Below are 20,680 nucleotides of genomic sequence, written 5' to 3'. Positions count from 1 at the left end.
GCCAGGGCTCCGCGAGAAAATTTTCTCGCGGAGCCGGTTCCTCTCACTCCCCTCCCCTGCCCTTCCCGGCATTCGGACCAGCGTTCAGGATCGCGTCGATGTCGTCGCGGATCGCGCGGAGCGTCTCCCGGTCGATGTCCGCCAGGGCCAAGCCCTGTTCACGGACGCTGGCGACGGTCTGACGAGCCCCGAACACCGCCTTGGCCAGCGGCTTCGGCAGGGCGCTGCCGGTGGGCACGGCGTTGGAACGGGGCTTTGCCGCTGCTGGCGCCGGAGCGTCCTCGTCGGCGGACCGCCGGCTCATCTCCATGACCAGCGCGTCCCAGCCGCGCAGCTGTTCGCCCTCCCCTTTCAGCCGGGCGATCTCCACCAGCCGGTAGCGCGCCGGGCGGTGCGACGGATACTCGTCGCGGATGCGCTGCGGCAGGCGGCTGATGAGCAGCGCGCGCGAAATGTCCACCCGGTCCTTGCCGACGATCCGCCCGACATCCTCCTGCCGGTAGCCGTGGCGTTCCATCAGCCGGGCGTAGGCGTCACCCTCTTCGAAAGGCGACAGGTCGGCGCGGACGACGTTCTCGATCAGCGCCAGCTCGTCCGATGCGCCGGTGACGGTGATGGCATAGATGGTCGGGTGGCCGAGCGCCCGCACGGCGCGGAATCGCCGTTCCCCGAAGACGAGCTGGAAGCGGCCGTCGCCCAACTGCTGCACGCCGACCGGCTGCGCCAGCCCATGCTGCGCGATGGAGGATTTCAACGCCTCCATGTCCGCCTCGTCGAAATGGCGGCGGGGCTGGTCGGGGTTGGTGACGATGCGGCCGACGTCGATCTCCACGACGACCGGGCCACGGCGGTTGAAGCCCTGCCCGTCCTCGCGGGCCTGCCGCTCGGCCGCCGCGGTGGTCAGCACGCCGGTGTTCGTCCGGGCCAGTTTACGCGACATGGGCCATCACCTCCGGCATGCGGGCACGTTCCTGGATCAGCGCGTCGGCGACGGCCTGATAGACCTCGTAGCCCGGCGCGTCCGGCACCGCCTCCAGAGCGGCGCGCCCGGCGGCCACCGCCTGGGCGTAGACGGTCGCCCGCGGGATCGGGCCGAAGACGCGCAGCTTCGGGCCGAACAGGTTGCGGATGTCGTCCAGCGACGCCTGGTCCTGGGTCAGACGCGCGTTGAACATCGTCGGCAGGATGCCGAGAACGCTGACCCCCGGGTTGGCCCGGCGGCGGATCATGTCCAGGTTCTCCAGCAGGAACTCCACGCCGGCGACGCTCAGCATCTCCGTCTGGCAGGGAATGGCGACGGTGTTGGCGGCGGTCAGCGCGTTGCGCGCCAGCATGCCGAAATGCGGCGGGGTGTCGACGAAGATGAAATCGTAGCTCTGCCGTGCTCCGCCGTCGAGGCATTCCCGAAGCGCGCAATCCCCCGAGGACTGGCTTTGCAGCTCCGCCTCCGCGTCGCCCAGCCGCATGCCGCTGGCGATGACGTCGAGCCCGCTCTCCGTGGTCACGATGTAGTCGCTGAGGTCGAAGCTTTTCCCCTGCACCTTCAGCGCCTCCACGGACGCCTTCAGCGCGTAGTAGAGGGTTTTCTCCTCACGCTCGCGCTCGATGGAGTTGATTCCAAGATGGATGGTGGCGTTGGCCTGGGGGTCCGCGTCGATCAGCAGAACCTTGAAGTGCCGGGCGAGCAGGGTGGCGGTGTTGACGGTGAAGGCCGTCTTGCCCACGCCGCCCTTGCGGTTGGCCGCGGCGCAGATCAGCGCCGGGCCATGCTGCGTCACCGTGCCGATCTTCTCCTGCAGCAGCAGGGAGATGACCGGGGCCGGGATCTTCTCGCTGCCGTTCTCCCAGCGCGAGATCTTGGCCTTGTCGTATTTCCGGCCGAGTTTTTCGTTCAGCCAAGCCGCGAAATCCGGCTGGTTCAGCGTCCGGCCTTCCCGGAACGCCTTGATGTCCTCGCCGCGCATGGTTCATTCCCCTGCCTTGCCCCGCGGCCACTTTTGCGCGGCGCCGAAGTCCGGTCAAGCCGGAATGTTGACTCCAGGGTAGGGCAGAGGAGTCAACATTCCGCGAGAAAATTTTCTCGCGGGAAAAGACACGGCGGAGGCACGATGCGCGCCCCCGCCGCTCCGGTCAGCTCGGCTTGTAGGCCGCCTTCGCCTCGGGCATCAGCTTTTGCAGCGCGGCGATGCGGTCCGCCGTGCCGGGGTGGGTGGACATGAAGGTGGGCTGCTCGGCCCCCGCCTGCTTCATGTTCTGCCACAGCTCGATGGCCGCCTGCGGGTCGTAGCCGGCGCGGGCCATCATCAGCAGGCCGGCGCGGTCGGCCGCCAGCTCCTGGTTGCGGGAATAGGGCAGCAGCAGTCCGTACTGCGCGCCGGTGCCCAGGGCCGCGGCGATCATCTCGCTGCCGCCGACCCCGCTCGCCCCGGCCACGGCCCCCAGGATGCTGGTGCCGGCGTCGGTGGCCATCTGGGTGCTCACCCGCTCGGCGGCGTGGCCCTCCAGATTGTGGGCGATCTCGTGGCCGATGACGGCGGCGAGCTGCGCGTCGGTCTTGGCGTACTGGAACAGCCCCTCATAGACGCCGATCTTCTGGCCGGGCAGGGCGAAGGCGTTGGCTTCCTTGCCCTGGAACACGCGCACCTCCCAACCGGCGGGGTCGAGCGAGGCGGCGCGCAGCAGGCGGGCCGAGATTTGCTCGGCGCGGCGCTGATAGCTGGCGTTGGTGGTGGCCGGGGTCGACTGGATCAGGCGTTGCCAGTCCTGCTGGCCGAGTTCGACGAGCTGCTCCTGCGAGACGAGGTTCAGCCCGAGCCCCGTCGAATTTCCGGCGCATCCGGCCAGCGCCAGGGACCCGGCCAGCGCCGTGGCAAGGCACAGGGGTCGGACGGTCATGATCGGCATTTCTGTTCCTCCTTTGTGGTTCTGTCCGCCGCATCCTATCCGATGGCGGATGGGCTGTGCCGGGGCAATTCGGTGGCTGTGTTGCGAGAGCCGCAACGTTTCACAGGGCGGGATGTTGCCTCCGATCACCACCGATGCGGATTGGAATGGACCGGGAACACAGCATGCCGATCAAAGCCTTTGCGCTGAACTGCACCTTGAAGCCGTCGGGAAAGCCGTCTTCGACCGACGCGATGATCGGCCTGCTCCAGAAGGATCTGGCGGCCCTGGGAGTGGAGGTGGGGGAGCCGATCCGCGTCGCCGACCATGACGTGAAACCCGGTGTCACTTCGGACGAGGGGGCGGGCGATGCTTGGCCGGACCTGCGCCGCCAAGTGCTGGAGGCGGACATCCTCATCCTCGGCACGCCGATCTGGATGGGCCAGCCGTCCAGCGTGTGCAAACGGGTTCTGGAGCGCATGGATGCCTTTCTGGGCGAGACGGACGGCCAGGGCCGCATGGTGTCCTACGGCAAGGTCGCGCTGGTCGCTGTCGTCGGCAACGAGGACGGCGCCCACCATGTCTCGGCGGAGCTGTTCCAGGCATTGAACGACGTCGGCTTCACGCTCGCCGCCAATGCCGTCTGCTACTGGGTGGGGGAAGCGATGCAGAAGACCGACTTCCAGGACCTGGGCAAGGTGCCCGACAAGGTGGTCTCCACCTCCGCCATGGCCGCGCGCAACGCCGCCCACCTTGCGCGTCTCCTGAAGGAGAAGCAGTACCCCGGCGAATGATGCCCCTCGGCGATTAGACGTCTAATAGCGTCGCATCGCCGCCTCCAACCCGGCCGTGCCATTGTGTGGATATCGGGGAAAGAGGCTTCTCAACCGCCCGCGCGATTCCATGTATAGTCAGTCTTATGGGCCGGCGATGCGATGGCGTCGCCGCGGGTGGATGGTGGCAGGAGGAACGGGTGGCGACGCTCAAGGAATTCGAAGAAGCCTTGAAGACGGCGGGCAACACGGAGGCCCTGGAGATCCTGGGCAAGCTGCGCGAGCGTGACAAGGCCCAGCGGTCGATTCGCCCGGCGCGGCGCGTCGTCGGCAAGAAGATGACCCCGGAACTTGCCGCGCAGATTCTGGAGCTTCACCGCACCACCGACATGACGCAGCAGGAGATCGCGTTCCAGCTCAGCGTCAACCAGGGCCGCGTGAACGAGGTCATCAAGCGCGGCAAGTGGCTGAACGACGATCCCAACGCTCCGGAGGCGGTCGCCCGCGACAAGGCCAAGGCCCGCGTCAAGGACGGGGTGGGCATCGAACCGCGCCCGGCCCGTCCGAAGAAGAAGAAGGCGGCCAAGCCGGACCGGGACGCGGACGTGGAATCGGTCCAGGAGGCTGCGGCGGAGGACGCGCCGCCCGTTGAAGCTCTGGCTGCGGAAGAACCGGCGCACACCCCTGAGCCGGTCGCGGCGACCCCGCAAGCGCCCGCGCCCGAACCGGCTCCTCTAGAACGGGTTGAGATGGCTCTGAATCCGGACGCCCAGGATGCGGCGGCCGAGCAGAAGGCGGCGCAGGACAAGCCGGCCGCGCAACAGGCGTCCAAGGACGCGGAACCGGCCCCCAAGGAGAAGAAGAAAAAGCGCAAGGCCGAACCGCCGGCGCAGCTTCTCTTCGACGGGCTGTAAGGCGCCCGCTCAGCCGCGGCGGGGCTGCCACCAGCGGGCCAGGAAGCCCAGCCCGGCGAAGCGCACCACGTGGTGCGTGCCGACGAAGGCGGTGTCGAGGCCGAGCACGAAGGCCACGATGGTCATCGCCTCCACCCCGCCCGGCGCGTAGGCGAGCCAGAGCTGACCGAAGGGGAGGCCGAGCATCCACGCCCCCGCCCAGGCGAAGGCCGAGGACAGGGCGAGCGCCAGCGCCACGCTTTCCAGCGACGGGCGCAGCGCCGCCCGCAGGGACGCCAGCGTGACCCCGGCGAAGCGCGACCCGATCATCGCCCCCGTCACCACGAAGCCTGCGTTAAGCAGCCAGCCCGGCAAGCGGTGGTCCACGAGGCCGCTGCCATGCAGCACTGCACTTCCCAGCATGGCGCCGAGCAGCACGCCGCCGGGCACGCGCAGCCGTTGGAACAGCAGGCCCGCCAGGGCGCTGACCCCGACCAGCACCGCCAGCTCGGGCAGCGCGCCCGCCGGGTCGGAGAGGGCAGGGCGGGGCGGCAGACCCGGCGTGGACGACACCAGGTCCAACAGCCAGGGCATGGCGGCAACCAAGACGAACAGCCGCAGGCTTTGTGCCAGCGCCACCCGCGGCAGATCGGCCCGGCTCTCCGCCGCCAGCACCAGCACCGCGCCCAGCGCGCCGGGAACGGCGGCGTAGCGCGCGGTCGCCGGGTCCCAGCGGTGCACCCGCTCCAGCCACGCCGAGCAGGCGTACAGGCAAGCCATCACCGACCCAGCGAGGAGCGCCATGCTGAGCGGCCAGGAGGCCATCTGGTGCAGCGTGTCGGGCGTCACCCCGGCGCCCATGGAGATGCCCAGCAGGATGAAGGCGGCGGTGCCGAGCGGGGAGGGCAGGCGCAGTTTCAACCCGCCGAGCGCCCCGCCGGCCACCGCGGTCATTGCCCCCATCAGCCACGCCGCGGGCAGCCCCGCCAAGGCGAACAGCCCGCCACCCAGGGCGGCCAGAAGAAAGGTCAGGGCGGTGGCGGCAAGTCGCTTCATCATCCGTCGGGTCCGGCTGCAGCAAGGGCCGTGCACTGTGCGTGTCCCCCGCAATATCGTGCAACCGGTATGGGCGGTCACCTGACAAGCGTGTGCGGCATAGGCCGGCGATTGTCCGGACCGTTCGCCTGCTGCATTGTCGGAGCAACCGGCCGCCACGGCGGCCCAGACGATGCGGGAGGGGATTATGCCGATAAGAACAAGGGGACGGACACCATGAGGTTCGCCGCCAACCTGTCCATGATGTTCACTGAGCGGTCCTTCCTGGAGCGATTCGGCGCCGCGGCGGAGGCCGGCTTCGACGCGGTGGAGTTCCTCTTCCCCTACGATACCCCGGCGGAGCGGATCAAGGCGGCGCTGGACGCCCATGGGCTGACCCAGGCACTGTTCAACCTGCCGCCTGGCAACTGGGCGGCGGGGGAGCGCGGCATCGCCAGCCTGCCGGGCCGCGAGGCGGAATTCCGCGAGGGCGTTGCGACGGCCATCGCCTACGCCAAGGTGCTGGGCAACCGTCTGCTGCACTGCATGGCCGGCATCCCGCCGGAGGGGTTGGAACGGGATGCGGCGTTGGCGATCTACACCGAAAATCTGCGCCACGCCGCGGCGGCCTGCGCGGAGGCCGGGTTGACGCTACTGATCGAGCCGATCAACAACCGCGACATGCCCGGCTATCTGATGAACGGCACCGCGCTGGCCCGCCGGGTGATCGAGGAAGTGGGGGCGCCGAACCTGAAGCTCCAGCTCGATCTCTACCATTGCCAGATCAGCGAGGGCGACCTCGCCACCCGCATCCGGGGCAACGCCGACCTCACCGCCCATGTGCAGATCGCCGGCGTGCCCGACCGCCAGGAGCCTGACCGCGGCGAGGTGCACTATCCCTATCTGTTCGAGGTTCTGGCCGGCACCGGCTTCCGCGGCTTCATTGGCTGCGAATACCGGCCCCGCGGCCGGACGGAGGACGGGCTGGGCTGGTTCCACACGGCAAGCCAGCAGGCCGCGCGCTGACCATGGACCTGCTCGCCCCCCTGTCCAGCATCGCCGCCGTCGTCGTGCCGGTGTTCCTGATCGCCGCCCTTGGCTTCGGCTGGAGCCGCGCCAAGCTGCCGTACGACAGCGCCTTCATCACCACCTTTGCGATCAACGTCTCCACCCCCTGCCTGGTCTTCTCCTCGCTGGCCCGCCTGACGCTGGGCGGGGACGACCTGCTGACCATGGCGGCGGCTTCGGTCGGCTGCATGGCGTTGGCCGGGCTGATGGCGACGCCGATCCTGCTCGCCAGCCGCCTGCCGCTGCGCGTCTATCTGCCGGCGCTCAGCTTTCCCAACGGCGGCAACATGGGCATTCCCGTCTGCCTGTTCGCCTTCGGGGAGACCGGGATGGGGCTGGCCGTGCTGTTCTTCGCGACGCTCGCCGTCCTCCAGTTCACCATTGGCCCGGCCCTGGCGGCGGGGCGCACGGACGCCAAGCAGGTGTTGCGCACGCCGGTGATCTACGCGGTCGCGCTGGCCGTGCTGGTGCTGATGACCGGCTTCCAGCCGCCGCAATGGGTGACCAATACGACGACGCTGCTCGGCAACTGCGCGGTGCCGCTGATGCTGTTCTCGCTGGGGGTGGCCCTGGCGGGGCTGCGGATGCAGGGGATGATGCGGTCGCTGGCCATGTCGGCGCTGCGCCTGCTGCTCGGCTTCGCCGCCGGGCTGGCGGTGGTGGAACTGCTGGGCCTGGAGGGCACGATGCGCGGCGTCGTGCTGCTGGAAAGCACCATGCCGGTGGCGGTGTTCAACTACCTCTGGGCGCTGCGCTACAACAACGCGCCGCAGGAGGTCGCCGGGATGGTTCTGGGCTCCACGGCGCTGTCGTTCCTGACGCTGCCGTTGCTGCTGGCCATGGTGATGTGAAGAGGGGAGGGGGGTGTCATTGCCCCCTCCCTAACCCTCCCCCGCTAACGCAGGGGAGGGGACTATTCTCCCTCCCCTGCGAAGCGGGGGAGGGCAGGGGAGGGGGCAAAACTTCGCCCGCCCTGGGCCCTCACGCCGTCGCGGCGTCCGAATGAGTCGCCGCGCGCACCCGGCGGTGGAAGGACGGCGGCACCACGCAGGTTCCGAAGAACATCAGGTAATGCCGCATCTTCGGATCGCCCGCCCGCGTCGCCTCGGCCAGCAGGCGGCGCACGGCGTTCCAGTCGCCCTCGCGGCGGGCCATGCCGACGACCTTGGTCATCAGGAAGGCGGCATAGGCGTTGCCGGTCATCAGCGGACGGTGCGTGCGCGCCCACTCGAAGGCTTGCCGCCAGTCGTCCACCGAATGCAGCGAGGCGCGCCCCTCGTCGATCTCCACGAAGCACAGCGGCTCGTCGACGAACACCAACTCCGCCCCCGGCTGGTCGAGCGCGCGGAACAGCCAGCCCCAATCCTCGAAATGCCGGTAGTCCGGCATCGGCACGGCGAGCGCCAGCGAGCGCGGCACCATGATCGTCGGGGTGGCGAGATAGCCGGGGCGGGACAGCGGGCTGCGGCGGTCGATCAGATAGTCGCTGATCGGCTCGCCCGGCTCCGGCCGGCGCTGCGGCCAGACGTAGCGGCGCTCGCCGATGCTGACGCTGGTGCTGCACGACACCACCGGCAGCGTGGCGCCCGACGCCTTGGCGGCGGCGAGCTGCCGTTCCAGCTTCTCCGGCGCCCAGGAATCGTCGTCGTCGAGGAAGGCGATCCACTCGCCGAGCGCCGCCTGCACACCAGCGTTGCGCGCCCCCGCGGGGCCGAGCGAGGCCGGGTTCTGCACGATGCGCAGGCGGCGGTCCTCCACCGCTTCCAGGGCGGCGACGGTGGCGGGGTCCGGCCCGTCGACGACGACGACGATCTCCAGGTCCTTGATCGTCTGGGCGCGCACGCTCTCCACGGCGTTCAGCACGAGATGCGGGCGGTTGCGCGTCGGGATGACCGCGCTGACGGTGACGGGCGGGGCTTCCGCCGCCCCGCCCTTCATGTCCGCGTCCTTCATCGCTTGTACTCCAGATATTGGAAGCCCATCAGGCCGTAGAGATAGCCGCTGCCGACGCAGATCTTCTGGAGACGGCGGATCGGCCAGCTCGTGTCGAAGGCCATCACCATCGGCACCAGCGGCAGGGCAGCAAGGTTCAGCGCGATGTGCGCGAGGCCGAGCGTGGAGCGCTTCACCAGCGTGCGGCGCTGGCCGTTCAGCTTGGCCTCGGTCAGCGACACGCAGGTGCCGAGCCGGAAGGCGCGGCGCAGGATCCAGCGCGCGGTCATGCGGCTGGCCGGCACATGCTCCTCGATGGTCGCCTCGTCGCACCAGACGATGCGGTGGCCCTGGCGGCGGATCTGCTCGAAGAACAGCACGTCGCTGCCGCCGGACAGGCTCAGCTCCGGGTCGAAGCGGACGCCGCCCTTCAGGATGGAGCGGCGGAACAGCACGTTGCCGGTGGCGCAATAGGCGGGCTCGCTGCCCGTGGGCATGCGCTGCAGGTCGTGGAAGCGGCCCTTGGTCAGCCAGTCGGGGGGGCGCTTCTCGTAGATCGGCAGGACGGGGCCGGCGACCACGGCGGCGCCGGTGCGCTCCATGGCGGTCACCAGCCAGTCCAGCCAGCCGGGGCTCGCCACCTCGTCATCGTCGATGAAGGCGATCAGGTCGGCGTCCGTGGTCTCGTCCAGGCAGCGGTTGCGGGCGGCCGGAATGCCCGGCACCGGCTCCGCCGCGTAGCGGATGGGGAAGCGCCAGTCCTGCGCCATCTCGCGGCACAGCGGTTCGGCGGAGCGCGCCGGGTCGTTGTCCACCACCAGCACTTCGACGTCCAGCGGGGCGTCGGGGTTGAAGGTCAGCCCCTCCAGCGACAGCAACGTGCGGTGAAGATCCTTCGGCCTGCGGTAGGTGCACACGCAAACCACCAGCTTTTTCGACATGGTGCCTGTTCCTTCCTCACGCCTGTTCATGGTGTTCATGCCGGGGATCGGGTGCGTTTCAGCCGGGCCAGCGCGATCCGCACCTGACCCATCAGGTTGGCGGGGTTGAGCACGGCCAAGGCCAGCAGATAGAGGCTGCCCGCCGGGGTGAGCTGGACGAGCAGCAGGTCGCTTTCCATCGCCGCGATCTTCAGCCCGGCGGCGAAGAGCAGGGCGGCGGTGGTCACCTTCAGAAGATCCTTCACCGGCACCGCCAGCACGCCGGCGCGCGGCATCAGGATGGCCGCGGCCACCACCCAGCCGAGCTGGGCCGCCAGCGAGCCGTAGGCCGCCCCGATCACCCCGAAGCGCGGGATCAGGAACAGGTTGGCGCCGACGTTCAGCACCGCCGTCAGCATGGTCAGCTTCAGGATGTAGCCGGTCTTCTTGGTCAGGTGCAGCGACAGGTCGAAGTGATAGATGCGCAGGATGCTGATGAAGACCGACAGGGCGACGAGCGGCATGATCGCCGCACCGGTCTCGCGGTACGCCTCGCCGAGCAGCAGCCCGACGATGCCCTGGGCGGAGATCACCTCCATGAGCACCAGCGGCAGGCAGACCAGCAGCAGGATCGTCAGGTTCTGCGCCATGATCGGCCGCGCGGCGCGCGGGCCGGCGCTGTCGAAGGCGCGCGACGCCATCGGCAGCGTGACCAGCGAGGCCGCCGAGGCCACCAGCATGATCGGCTGCTTGGCGAGGTCGAAGGCCATGGCGTAGGCGCCGGCCGCCGCCTCGCCGATGAACCAGTAGATCAGGAAGCGGTCGGCGAAATCGAGCGCCCAGCCCACCATCAGGCTCAGCATCAACGGGCCGCCGAAGGTCAGCAGCAGGCCGACCCTCTCCCGCGCCGGCCAGCGCAGCGAGATGCCCTTGAGGTCGGAACGCAGCCAGATCGCGGTGACCAGCAGGAAGCCGATGCTGGTGCCGAGCAGCAGCCCCTCCTCCTTCCAGCCGATCAGCACGAAGGCGGAGCCGAGCGCCAGCCCGAACAGCGCCTTGGCGAAGGACTTGGCCGCGAAGACCGAGCCCTTCAGCCGCGCCCGCGACATCTGGATCGACAGGTCGAACCAGGAGATCAGGATCGCGATGACCGGCAGATACAGCACATAGTCGATGCCGTTCATGCCCGGATAGAAGGCGACCACCGCGCCCAGGATGGCGAGCACCCCGCAGGCCACCACCAGGAAGGCGGTGACCACGGTGGAGAGCCAGGCGTCCCGCTCCGCCGCGTCGCCGCCGCATTTGCGCAGGACGAACAGGCCCATCCAGGAGAAGCCGCAGGCGTTGATCGCCGCCGCCGCCGCCATGACCAGGGCGTAATGGCCGTAGGCCTCCGGCGTGACGATGCGCGAGAAGACCGCGACCGCGGCAAAGCCCAGGATGCCGACGGCGATCCGGGTCGCGAAGAAGGCGAAGCCGCTCGACATCATGACCGCGACTCCGCAACCGGGATGCCGTTCTGCAGCTTGGGCCGCCGTCCCGCCGCCGGACGCGGGGTCAGGGCGTGGGCGTGGACCGTCTTGGCCAGCCGCGTCTGGAAGGCGGTGAAGAGGAACCACAGCAGGCCGTTCTGGATCAGCAGGCTGCTTTCCGCGACGTTGCCCAGCAGAAGCATCATGGCGAAGACGATGTGCCAACGCGCCGCCCCGCTGCGGTCGACCGGGACGATCCGGGCGATGCGCGACAGGTAGATCGCATAGGCCACCAGGAAGAGGCCGAGGCCGAGCAGGCCAACATCGAGCGTCGTCTGGATGAAGCCGTTGTGGGCGTGGATGTCGAAGCGGCCCGAGGTGCGCCAGAACAGCGCCCCCGGCGCGTCCAGACCCGACCAGAAGGCGCTGAAGCCGTAGCCCAGCACCGGCTGCTGCTCGATCATCCGGATCGCAAAGTCCCAGATCAGCGTGCGCCCGGTCAGCGTGATGTCGCGGCCGAGCAGGGCGGTGATGCTTTCCAGGTTCAGCAGCGCGAAGATGGCGGCCAGCATGATGACCATGGTGCCGCCGTACAGCTCCAGCGCCAGCGACCCGGCGTCCTGCCGGTGGGTGACCAGCATCACCAGGGTCATGCCGGCCGTGGCGACGATCAGCGCCGTGGCGGAGCCCGACATGGCGAGACAGCCGGCCATGATGGCGAAGGTGCCCAGCCGCCAGACCAGCGCCATGGTGTCGGTCACCGGACGGGAGCGCAGGACGAACAGCCCGGCGGTCAGGCCGAAGGCCATGGCGTCGCCCAGGCCGTTCTTGTGGGAGAAGACGCCGCGCCATTGCGACCCCTGCTCCGCCGGCATCAGACCGTAGCTCGGCAGGCCGACCGCCAGAAGTGCGCTCAGCACCGCCAGCACGAAGACCGCGCGGTGGATCAGCCGGGCGAGCGCGACCTCGCCGTAGGACAGGCCGACATAGAGGCCGAAGATGGTCGTGCCGACCAGGGCCACGCTGCGGCGGATGGTCAGCGACGGGTCATGCGACCATTGGCTGGACGCGATGGCCAGCACCACCATGAGCGCCATGGGAATGCTGAGATAGCGGAAGGCCCGCACGCCGTGGAGCATCACGATCCGCAGCAGGGCCGTGGCGTAGAGGCCGGCGAAGATGAGCTGCTTGATGGTGTCGCCGGAGGATTCCGGCGCGCCGCCCGCGCGCAGGATGAAGCGCTGCGAGGGCGCGGACATCATCACCGACAGCAGCGCGTCCCACAGCAGGATCAGGCCGATCGCGCACACCACCTGATCGAACAGGCTGGGCGTGAGATCGGCCGCGCTGCGCAGGAGCGGCGTCCGTGGCCGGGCGGGCGGCGCGTCCACAGCGGGCGCCGCCACCAGAGCGGCTCGGTTTCGCGGAAATGGCGTTGCACTCATCCTGTTCCCCCGATGAACCCCCCAGGACCAACGCGTCCCTTGGGGTACGGAAACGCCCGGCCGCCGGGGCGCCGGGCGTTTCCGCCGTCACGTCATGGTCAGCGCGTGTAGTAGCGGCGCGCCTCGTTCATGCCGTAGGCCTCTTCCGACGCGTCGGTGCGGGCCAGCTTCTTCAGGTCCACCCGGCTCAGCACGACGCTGGTCACGTCGCGGCCCAGCTCGGTCAGCCGCTCGATGGCCCGCTGGACGACGGCGCGCGGTGTCTGTTCCCAGCGCACCACGAACAGGCATTCCGTTGCCGACCGGGTCAGCACGCCCGCGTCCGCCACGACCGCCATCGGCGGGGTGTCGAGGATGACGCAGTCGTATTCGAGCGAGGCGAACTTGATGATGCTCGCCAGCTTCTCCGACCCCAGAAGCTCCTGCGGGTGGTCGCAATGCGGGCGGCCGACGACGTAGTGCAGTCCGCTGCGGCCATCCACCTGGACCACGTCCTGCCATTCCGCCTTGCCGACGATCAGGTCGCTCAGGTCGCCCGGGGCGTTGTCGCCCAGCACGTTCCCGATGCGCGGGCAGCGCAGGTCGCATTCCAGAAGCAGCACCCTACGGCCGGACGCCGCCAGCATGCGCGCCAGGGTCAGGCAGACGGTGGTCTTCCCCTCGCCGGGAACGGCGGAGGTGACCATCACCACGGAGCCGGTGTTCAGGGCGCCGCGGGCGTAGAGCGACACGCCGATGGCGCGCACCGCCTCGCTGTACTCCGACCGCGGACGGTCGAGGACATAGTCTTCCGGCTTGGCGTTCTTGTGATGCGGCAGGGACGGCACCAGCCCGATGGCCGGCACGCCGATCGTCTCCTCCACATGCTGGGTGTTGCGGAACGTCTTGTTCAGATGGTCGCGCAGGAAGGCCAGGAACATGCCGATCAGCAGGCCCACGGCCAGACCGCCGCCGACGAACAGCTTCTTGCCCGGCGTCGACGGCTCCAGCGGCGGTTCCGCCAAGGACACGACGCGGGCGTCGCGCTGCTGAAGGTCGTCCTGCTCGCGCGTTTCGACGAGACGCTGGAGCAGCCCTTCATAGACGCGGCGGTTGGCGTCGGCTTCGCGCTGCAGCTGGGCGAGACGGACGTTGGCGCCCAGCTCGCCTGCGGTTTCGGCGGTCAGCTTCTTCAGCGCGGCCTCAAGCTCGCGCTCGCGGGCGCGGGCGATCTCGACCTCGTTGTTGATGACCGCCATGATCTTGGTGGCTTCCTCGCGCATCTTCTGGCGCAGGTTCGTCAACTGGTTGACGTAGGCCTGAACCGCCGGATGCTGGTCGCCATAGCGGGTGCGGTATTCGGCGAGCCGGCGCGCGATGCCCGACTCCTCCTCGCCCAGCCGCTGGATCAGCGGCGAGCCGAGGATTTCCGCCGCGTTGCCCTGGGTCGGGCTGCGCGCGACGATCCGGGCGTTCTGCGCCCGCGCCTCCGCCCGGCCGCGCTCCGTCTGGGCGACGACCAGGGCGCGGTTCAGCTCGGCCAACTGCTGCGACAGGAAGGTCTCGCCGCCGGCGCTGCCGAGCACGAGGCCCTGCTGCGCGCGGTAGTCCTGCACCGCCTTGTCCGACACCTCGACCTGGGCGCGCAGCTCGTTGATGCGGTCCTCCAGCCACTTGTTGGCTTGCTGGTTGACGTCCTTCTTGGTCTGGAGCTGATCGCGCAGATACTCGTCCACGAAGGCGTTGGCGATGCGGGCCGCCTTCTCCGCCTCCTTCGCCTTGAAAGAGACGAGGATGGTGTAGGACTGGGCGTCGCTGGTCGCCGACAGGCCGCGGCGAACGTCCGCGATGACGGCGGCGCGCTCCTTCTCCGCAGTCGTCGGCTCCTTGACGCCGATTCCGGCGGAGTTCAGATAGCCGGTGATCTGCTGTTGCAGCGGCGACAGATCGTAGCCGATGGTGTCGTTGATCCCAGCGATGGCCCGGTCGATGGCCGAAGGCCGCTCGATGGCGCCGTTGAACTCCGGGTCATGGACCAGCCCCAGCCGGTCCACCACCTTGGCGGCGGTGGCGGTGGAGGTGATCATGTCGATTTCGGTCCGGATCGCCGCCGCCTCGCGCGGCAGGTTGGAGATCACGGCGTTGATGTCCGTGACCTCCGTCGTGCGCGGGTCGATGATGAGCACGGCCTGGCTGGTGAACCGCGGCTCATAGAGCAGGGCACCGGTGGTGGCCAGCGCGGTGCAGCACAGGACGCTGGCGATGATCGTGCTCCGGCGCCGGCGCAGCACCTGGAGGAGGTCGCGGAGCGCGACCTCCCGGGTGCTGGCTTCGGACCCCAGGGCTCCGTCTACATGAGTGTACGCGGCCATCCCATTCTCCTGAGGATCGGTCGGTTAGGGTCCAGGCCGGCGGTCAGCCCTTCACGATCTTCTCGTCGACGATGCCCGCCTTGCCGAAGGCGTTGCGGGTGTCGACGATCAGCGGCAGCCCGTCCAGGAAAGCCTTCAGATCGAAGGAGTCGTGGTCGGTGCACAGGATCGCCGCGTCGAAGGCGCCGTCCCGGATCTCCTCCAGCGCGACCGACGGCGTGCCGGCCATGCGGGCGAGGCGGCGCGTCTCCGGCAGCTCCGGCACATGCGGGTCGTAGTAGAAGACCTCGCAGCCGCGGTCCTGCAGAAGATCGATGATCTTCAGCGCCGGGCTTTCGCGCATGTCCTCGATGTTCTTCTTGTAGGCGACGCCCAGAACGAGGATGCGCGACCCGCGCAGCGCGCGGCCCAGCTTGGAGTCCATGGCCTGGGACAGCCGCTCCACCACATAATGCGGCATGCGGGTGTTGATTTCGCCGGCCAGCTCGATGAAGCGGGTGGCAACGTCGAACTCGCGGGCCTTCCAGGTCAGGTAGAAGGGGTCGATCGGGATGCAGTGGCCGCCCAGGCCGGGGCCGGGGTAGAAGGGCATGTAGCCGAAGGGCTTGGTCTTGGCGCCCTCGATCACTTCCCAGACGTCGATGCCCATCGCGTCGTAAACGACCTTCAGCTCGTTGACGAGGGCGATGTTGACGCAGCGGAAGATGTTCTCGGTCAGCTTCACCGCCTCGGCCGCTTCCAGCGACGAGACCGGGATCACGCGCTCCAGCGCGCGGCCGTACATCGAGCAGGCGATGCGCAGGGCGTTGGGGTCCTCGCCACCGACGATCTTCGGGATGCGGGCGGTGGTGAAGGTCTCATTGCCCGGGTCCTCGCGCTCCGGCGAGAAGGCCAGCAGGAAGTCCGTGCCGCTGACGAGGCCGGTCTTCTCCAGGATCGGGCGCACGACCTCGCGCGTCGTGCCGGGGTAGGTGGTCGATTCCAGGACGATCAGCTGGCCGGGGCGCATCACCTGGGCGATCTGCCGGGTGGTGACCTCGATGCAGCTCATGTCCGGCTCGCGGTTGCGAGTCAGCGGGGTCGGCACGCAGATGACGATGGCGTCCATGTCGGCCAGCGACTGGAAGTTCGCCGTGGCCGTGAAGCGGCCCTCCTCGATCATCCCGCGGACCTCGTCGGTCGACACGGTGCCGATGTAGGAGGTGCCGCCGTTCAGGCTGGCGACCTTTTCCGGATCGATGTCAAAGCCCGTCACCGAGAAGCCGGCCCGCGCGAACAGCCGCGCCAGAGGCAGGCCGACGTAACCCAGGCCGATGACGCCGACGCTGGCGGTGCCCGCCGCGATCTTCGACTCCAGCGTCGCCAGAGCTTCCGGAATGCCGGACGTGCCGACCGAACCCCCGCTCACCAACAGGTCGGCAAACTCATTGCTCGACATAAGACGTCTCCTTTTCCGACTCTCTTGTTCGTAGAGGTTTCACCGTTATTCGCGCCGTATTTCTCAGATCAATTTTACCGACACAAAACCGAAGCCAAGGTCCGGTTCTGACATCGGGCCTTGGCTTTTGCTGTTCATAAGACTGATCGATCGGCGTTTCCTCTCACCGAATACATTAGGCTGCTTTGTCTAAGCACCCAGCAATCGTGATAGAAAAAGTGGCAGCCGTAAACGTCGTAAAAGGCCGAACCACCGTCAGTTGACCGGGTTATCTTTCTTGTGAGACTTTCGGGATGACCATCCCGAAAGGCGCTTTATTAACCCCTTTTGAGTAACCACGGGCAGAATAGACGAAAGGAGCCGGACCGGCGCGTCGGCGGCCGGACGGCTCCTTCGCACCGCGGTCATCCCTGGACGGCGACTCCCTCCGGTTGCAGCCCGGCGGTCTCGGGCAACGTGTTGTGCATCAGGAAGCTGGCGTCGCCGTCGCCCATGGTCAGCAGCCAGTTGCCACGGTCGGCGAACTCGTCCCGATCGATCCCCGCGTCGGGTCCGGGATGCGCCATCACCCGCACCGGGAAGCCCACGCGGTCCGGCACCTTCATCATGCCCATGGCGAGGAAGGTCCGCTCCGCCCGCGTGTTCAGCGTCCGGCAGATCAGCGCGGTCGCCCGCTCCGTGGCGGCGATGCGCAGCGTGTGGCTCAGCAGGACCCACAGCCATTTCGGCTCGCACAGGTAGTCGACGACGGCGAGACAGGGCTCCTTGCGCCAGGTCTCACGGCGCAGGACGACGTAGCCCAGCGGCTCGCCCCCGCGCGTCAGGATGAAGCGGCGGTAGTCCGAGGCGCAGGGGATCGCGTCGTAGCGCCAGCGCAGATGCGTCAGGTCGCGCAACGCGATCAGCGGGTAATGCGGGGAGGCGCGCTGCCAGATGGCGTCGGCCCGCTCGTCGAACCGCCCGATCTCCTCGAACCGCGCGCCGGTCGCCCGGCTCAGCAGGTGGCCGCCGATCCGTGCACCGTGCAGGGCCGGCCCGGCGATCGCCCCGATGGTCCGCATGCGGCCCTGAAGCGAGGACGCCTCCAGGCAGCGCCGCGTGTCCAGTGGGAAGACGTAGGCGGGCAGGGCGCCGATGTCGATCCAGCCGGCCTTGCTGTAGGCCTTGTAGGCGGAATCGGAAATATGGATGGCCATGGCCAGCGGACGGCTGTCGAGCTGCGCTTCCGCCAGGGGCGTGAAGGCGCCGCGCATCCGCCATTCCGGCAGAACCATCAGGCTGTTGGCCCAGGAGGCCGGGATTTCCCGGTCCCGCGCCTTCAGGCGGAAGGGGATCCCGCATTGTTGGCCGACGATCTGTCCCTGCCGCTTGCACACCCAGACTTGCGGCCCGTCCGCGTCCCGGTCGGGCACCTCGTCGAAGAGCCAGCGGTTGTAGGCTTCGTCCACCTGCCAGACCCGTTCACCGAACATCTTGCGCTGGAAGCCGCGCAACTCTCCCTTGTCGGAAGCGTCGAAACGGAAAACGGTTTTCTTCAGCCGGTCGGTGATCGACTGACCGACGGTGCTGCTGCTGGTGCTCACATGCCCCCCCTTGTTCGAACGCGCTGTCCCTTGCCCGGCCCGCGGCTCGCCCGCGGACGTCGGGGCCAAGGTCAACGCACGGATTCCGGCCGCATTCCGGATGCTTCCTGCACAGTTCCTCCCGATGGTTGGTTGGCCGATGGTTGGTTGGCGGTGGTCCCGGCCCGGGTTTCAGTTTCTGCTCTGGCGTCGTTGCTGACCCGGTTGCCGGTGACGGTCTTGCCGATGCTGTCGGCGATGATGATGGCGGCCCGCTTGCCGTTGCGGTGGAAGACGTTGTCGCGCAGCTCCAGCGTGATCGAGCCGTTGCCCTTCTGGTGCTGCAGGACGCCGCCGTTGTTGTCGTAGAACTCGTTGTCGTAGACCCGGTAGGTCACGTCGATCCCGCGGTTCTGGCCGAGCGAGAGGCCCGCGTCGGCGTTGCGGAAGATGACGTTGCGGTAGATCTCGGTGCTGGACTTCGCCAGGATGCCGGCGCCGCGCGGGTTGTCGTGAATCAGGTTGTCGTGGATCTTCAGCGCGCTGCCCGCCTGCCCCTGGTCGTGGTAGAGGCCGTGGGAGCGGCCCTCGCCGCCGTTGACGCCGTTGTTGAAGACCCGGTTGTGGGCGATCTCGCCGGTCAGGATGCGCCCGTTCCAGCCGGAATAGACGCCGCCGTCCTTGCGCCAGCCGTTGTCGGCGATGGTGTTGCGCGTGATGATCTGGTCGGTGTTGTCCGCGGCGTAATGGACGATCCCGTAGGCGCCGTTGCCGGTGATGGCCGACCCGTCGATCCGCAGCCCATCCGACGTGCCCTGTACGACGATGCCGGAACCGCCGTTGCCCGCGACCGTCACGTTCGTCACCGAGACGTTGCGCGCCCGCGGGCCGAGCAGCAGGCCGGTGTCGGCCGCGCCGGTGATGCTCAGCCCGTCGAAGGCGACGTTCGTCCGCCCGTTCAGGCTGACCGCGACCGAGGCGCCTCGCGCGTCGATCACCGGAGCGTCGCCCTTGCCATAGGCGCCGTAGATGATCGGCCGGTCGGTCGTGCCGGAGGAGGAGGCCAGCAGGCTGCCGCGCCAGCTCTCCCCACGCTCGAACAGCACGCGGCTTCCCGGCGGGAAGGCCGTGGCGTTCACCTTCTCCAGCGACTTCCACGCCTCCTTCGGGCCGCGGCCCGACCGGCGGTCGTCGCCGTCCGTCGCATCGACGTAGAAGACCGGCGCGTCCTCAGCGCTCCGGCGCACGCTGACGAGCAGCGACGGCTGGGCGGGACGCTCGATGGCGGGGGGAGGCGGGGGCAGGGAATCCATGGGTCCGGCTCACGCGGCCTTACAGGGCGACGCGGATCAGCGCGTAGGCGAGGCCCCAGGCCGCCAGCGCGCAGCCGGTGCACAGCAGGGCCCAGCCGGCCCGCTGGAGATCGAGCATCGGGGGGGCGACGCGCTCCGTCGCCTTCGCAGCGGCATCCGCCGGAAGGACGTCCGCAACCCCACCCAGCAGGTTCGGGCTGGCCGGCGTGGCTTGCTCGATCATAGCGATCTCCTCGCGGGGGGCCTGATAAGCGGAGGAACCGGCGACTGAAACCGCAGCGTGTCCCTGTTGCGGTATCTTGTGTTACGTCGTGGACAAATAAAGGGAAATGAAAAGGGATCACGCTTAAGCGATAAGGCTACGATAAGGGGGCATTCCAAAGGGAGGAATAGGCCTTCTCTTTGGAATTGCTGAGTCGCCATCGCCCGTAATGCCTATGACGACGGCAAGAACTCCCTCCCCCGCAACGGGAGAGGGAGCGTTTCATAGGCCGGACCGCGTATCCGGTCCAATCGTTTACCCGGCCAGGGTGCGCTTCATGTTGCCGGCACCGCCGCGCAGCAGGCGCTTGACCAGCTGCTGCTTCGCCGGGGCCGGGCCGTTCTCGAAGCAGATCCGCTGAATCCGCCGCTGCGGACCGCCCCGGCGCGGCCAGGACGTGCCGAAGGTGACGTCGACCCCATTGCCGTACAGCTCGCCGAACAGCGCGTCCGGCAGGCCCTCGTCGGAATAGGGGAAGGCGAAGGAGCCGCAGCCGGGGCCGAACAGCTCCCGGATGCCGGCGACGCTGCCCGTCACCTCCTGCTTCCGCTGCTCCGGCGTCAGCAGGCGGTGGTTGGGATGGTCGAATCCATGGGCGCCGATCGACACTCCCTCCGCCATCAGGTCCGCGATCTCGTCGCGGGTCAGATAGGGCTTCTCGTCCGCCAGGAAGGCGGCCGTGTCGAACTCCAGCACGGTGGCGATTTCGTCCAGCACGGCGCGCTGCTGCCAGCTCACCGTCATGACGCCCGCGGCGGGATCGGCGGCGCCGGCGCCGGCCCGCGCCAGGGTGGCGACGCAGACGGCGCGGCGGGGATCGGCCTCCGCCAGCCGGCTCAACCGCTCCGCCAGAAGGCTCGCCTTGTGCCGGTAGAAGAGCGTCCTGTTGTCGAGGAAGTTCAGGTTGAGGTACAGCGCCGGCCGGATGCCCTTGCGGCGCAGGATGGGCATCGCCACCTCCGCGACTTCGCGCATGCCGTCGTCAAAGGTGACCAGCAGCGACGGGCGGCGGATCTCCGGCCCGCCCATGGCCGACCCGGTGACCGTGGGCAGGTCCGTCGGCTCGAAGTGCTTCAGGAGGAAGTCGAGATCCTCCGTGAACTCCTTGGGCGTGCGGGGCCGGTAGATGTGCTTGAGATGGTCCGGCACCGTGTCGCAGACGGCGTGGTAGACGACGGCCAGCACCGGGCTGCCGTAGGCGTGATGGCAGGCGGTCCCCAGCGGGTTGCGCAGCGCGTCCGTCCACCGGAGCCGCCGGCCCAACCCGCCACCGGAAATCACGTCGGCAACGCTCATTCAAATCCTCCCGCGGAAGGGTCAAAGGGCAGAAGGT

The 20,680-nt window shown here is 68.6% G+C and carries 18 protein-coding genes; 4 read left to right on the top strand and 14 right to left on the bottom strand.

Translation table 11 applies throughout. The annotated features are described in order from the left end of the window. Window positions 1-43 precede the first annotated feature (43 nt). The 3 genes from AMK58_RS24665 to AMK58_RS24655 all read right to left on the bottom strand — a co-directional run bounded on the left by AMK58_RS24665 (window position 44) and on the right by AMK58_RS24655 (window position 2,895). On the bottom strand, window positions 44-940 hold the full coding sequence (locus tag AMK58_RS24665; RefSeq protein WP_051140666.1) for a ParB/RepB/Spo0J family partition protein: 897 nt from the start codon (window positions 938-940) through the stop codon (window positions 44-46). Further along, window positions 930-1,964: an AAA family ATPase gene (locus AMK58_RS24660; RefSeq protein WP_035679449.1), complete on the bottom strand. Its 1,035-nt coding sequence runs from the start codon at window positions 1,962-1,964 to the stop codon at window positions 930-932. The genes AMK58_RS24665 and AMK58_RS24660 overlap by 11 nt, the downstream gene beginning before the upstream one ends. Window positions 1,965-2,130: 166 nt before the next feature. Continuing rightward, on the bottom strand, window positions 2,131-2,895 hold the full coding sequence (locus tag AMK58_RS24655) for a M48 family metallopeptidase (protein WP_236778321.1): 765 nt from the start codon (window positions 2,893-2,895) through the stop codon (window positions 2,131-2,133). A gap of 173 nt (window positions 2,896-3,068) precedes the next feature. On the opposite strand from AMK58_RS24655, the gene AMK58_RS24650 reads away from it, so the two are divergent. Next, on the top strand, window positions 3,069-3,677 hold the full coding sequence (locus tag AMK58_RS24650; RefSeq protein ID WP_035679597.1) for a flavodoxin family protein: 609 nt from the start codon (window positions 3,069-3,071) through the stop codon (window positions 3,675-3,677). A 179-nt stretch (window positions 3,678-3,856) separates the two neighbouring features. Next, entirely contained in the window at window positions 3,857-4,570 is a 714-nt protein-coding gene (locus AMK58_RS24645) for a hypothetical protein (RefSeq protein ID WP_035679452.1), read from the top strand. Window positions 4,571-4,579: 9 nt separating this feature from the next. Here the strand turns inward: AMK58_RS24645 and AMK58_RS24640 are convergent, their stop codons facing one another. Beyond that, window positions 4,580-5,608: an AbrB family transcriptional regulator gene (locus AMK58_RS24640; protein ID WP_051140667.1), complete on the bottom strand. Its 1,029-nt coding sequence runs from the start codon at window positions 5,606-5,608 to the stop codon at window positions 4,580-4,582. A gap of 213 nt (window positions 5,609-5,821) precedes the next feature. Here AMK58_RS24640 and otnI point away from each other — a divergent pair, with 213 nt between their 5' ends. Both otnI and AMK58_RS24630 read left to right on the top strand, forming a co-directional pair. Beyond that, window positions 5,822-6,610, top strand: coding sequence for a 2-oxo-tetronate isomerase (gene otnI / locus AMK58_RS24635; RefSeq protein WP_035679454.1), 789 nt, complete (start codon window positions 5,822-5,824; stop codon window positions 6,608-6,610). A gap of 2 nt (window positions 6,611-6,612) precedes the next feature. After that, window positions 6,613-7,503 carry an AEC family transporter gene (locus AMK58_RS24630; protein ID WP_035679455.1) on the top strand — a complete coding sequence of 297 codons (891 nt, stop codon included), beginning with the start codon at window positions 6,613-6,615 and terminating at the stop codon, window positions 7,501-7,503. Between the two features lie 130 nt (window positions 7,504-7,633). Here AMK58_RS24630 and AMK58_RS24625 read toward each other — a convergent pair whose 3' ends face one another. The 10 genes from AMK58_RS24625 to AMK58_RS24580 all read right to left on the bottom strand — a co-directional run bounded on the left by AMK58_RS24625 (window position 7,634) and on the right by AMK58_RS24580 (window position 20,643). Next, complete coding sequence (locus tag AMK58_RS24625) at window positions 7,634-8,605, bottom strand: glycosyltransferase family 2 protein (protein WP_051140668.1); 972 nt, start codon at window positions 8,603-8,605, stop codon at window positions 7,634-7,636. After that, window positions 8,602-9,525 (bottom strand): glycosyltransferase family 2 protein, encoded by a 924-nt coding sequence (locus tag AMK58_RS24620; RefSeq protein ID WP_051140669.1) that lies wholly within the window; start codon window positions 9,523-9,525, stop codon window positions 8,602-8,604. The genes AMK58_RS24625 and AMK58_RS24620 overlap by 4 nt, the downstream gene beginning before the upstream one ends. Window positions 9,526-9,560: 35 nt before the next feature. After that, window positions 9,561-10,994, bottom strand: coding sequence for a lipopolysaccharide biosynthesis protein (locus AMK58_RS24615; protein ID WP_035679457.1), 1,434 nt, complete (start codon window positions 10,992-10,994; stop codon window positions 9,561-9,563). Next, the gene (locus AMK58_RS24610) at window positions 10,991-12,382 is read right to left on the bottom strand and encodes an O-antigen ligase family protein (protein ID WP_035679459.1); all 1,392 of its coding nucleotides are present in this window, start codon (window positions 12,380-12,382) and stop codon (window positions 10,991-10,993) included. The genes AMK58_RS24615 and AMK58_RS24610 overlap by 4 nt, the downstream gene beginning before the upstream one ends. 137 nt (window positions 12,383-12,519) lie before the next feature. Continuing rightward, entirely contained in the window at window positions 12,520-14,772 is a 2,253-nt protein-coding gene (locus AMK58_RS24605) for a GumC family protein (protein ID WP_035679461.1), read from the bottom strand. Window positions 14,773-14,815: 43 nt separating this feature from the next. Then, window positions 14,816-16,210 carry a nucleotide sugar dehydrogenase gene (locus AMK58_RS24600; RefSeq protein ID WP_079285319.1) on the bottom strand — a complete coding sequence of 465 codons (1,395 nt, stop codon included), beginning with the start codon at window positions 16,208-16,210 and terminating at the stop codon, window positions 14,816-14,818. A 404-nt stretch (window positions 16,211-16,614) separates the two neighbouring features. Further along, the gene (locus tag AMK58_RS24595; RefSeq protein ID WP_051140670.1) at window positions 16,615-17,793 is read right to left on the bottom strand and encodes a GNAT family N-acetyltransferase; all 1,179 of its coding nucleotides are present in this window, start codon (window positions 17,791-17,793) and stop codon (window positions 16,615-16,617) included. Between the two features lie 71 nt (window positions 17,794-17,864). Then, window positions 17,865-19,085, bottom strand: coding sequence for a right-handed parallel beta-helix repeat-containing protein (locus AMK58_RS24590; protein ID WP_035679463.1), 1,221 nt, complete (start codon window positions 19,083-19,085; stop codon window positions 17,865-17,867). 19 nt (window positions 19,086-19,104) lie between these two features. Further along, entirely contained in the window at window positions 19,105-19,308 is a 204-nt protein-coding gene (locus AMK58_RS24585; RefSeq protein ID WP_035679465.1) for a hypothetical protein, read from the bottom strand. Window positions 19,309-19,602: 294 nt separating this feature from the next. Further along, entirely contained in the window at window positions 19,603-20,643 is a 1,041-nt protein-coding gene (locus tag AMK58_RS24580) for a polysaccharide deacetylase family protein (protein ID WP_035679467.1), read from the bottom strand. Between the last annotated feature and the right edge of the window lie 37 nt (window positions 20,644-20,680).

Source organism: Azospirillum brasilense (assembly GCF_001315015.1).
Classification (GTDB): domain Bacteria; phylum Pseudomonadota; class Alphaproteobacteria; order Azospirillales; family Azospirillaceae; genus Azospirillum; species Azospirillum brasilense.
The sequence above is the reverse complement of the archived record's forward strand: the minus strand, read 5'-3'. Positions and strand labels throughout refer to the sequence as shown.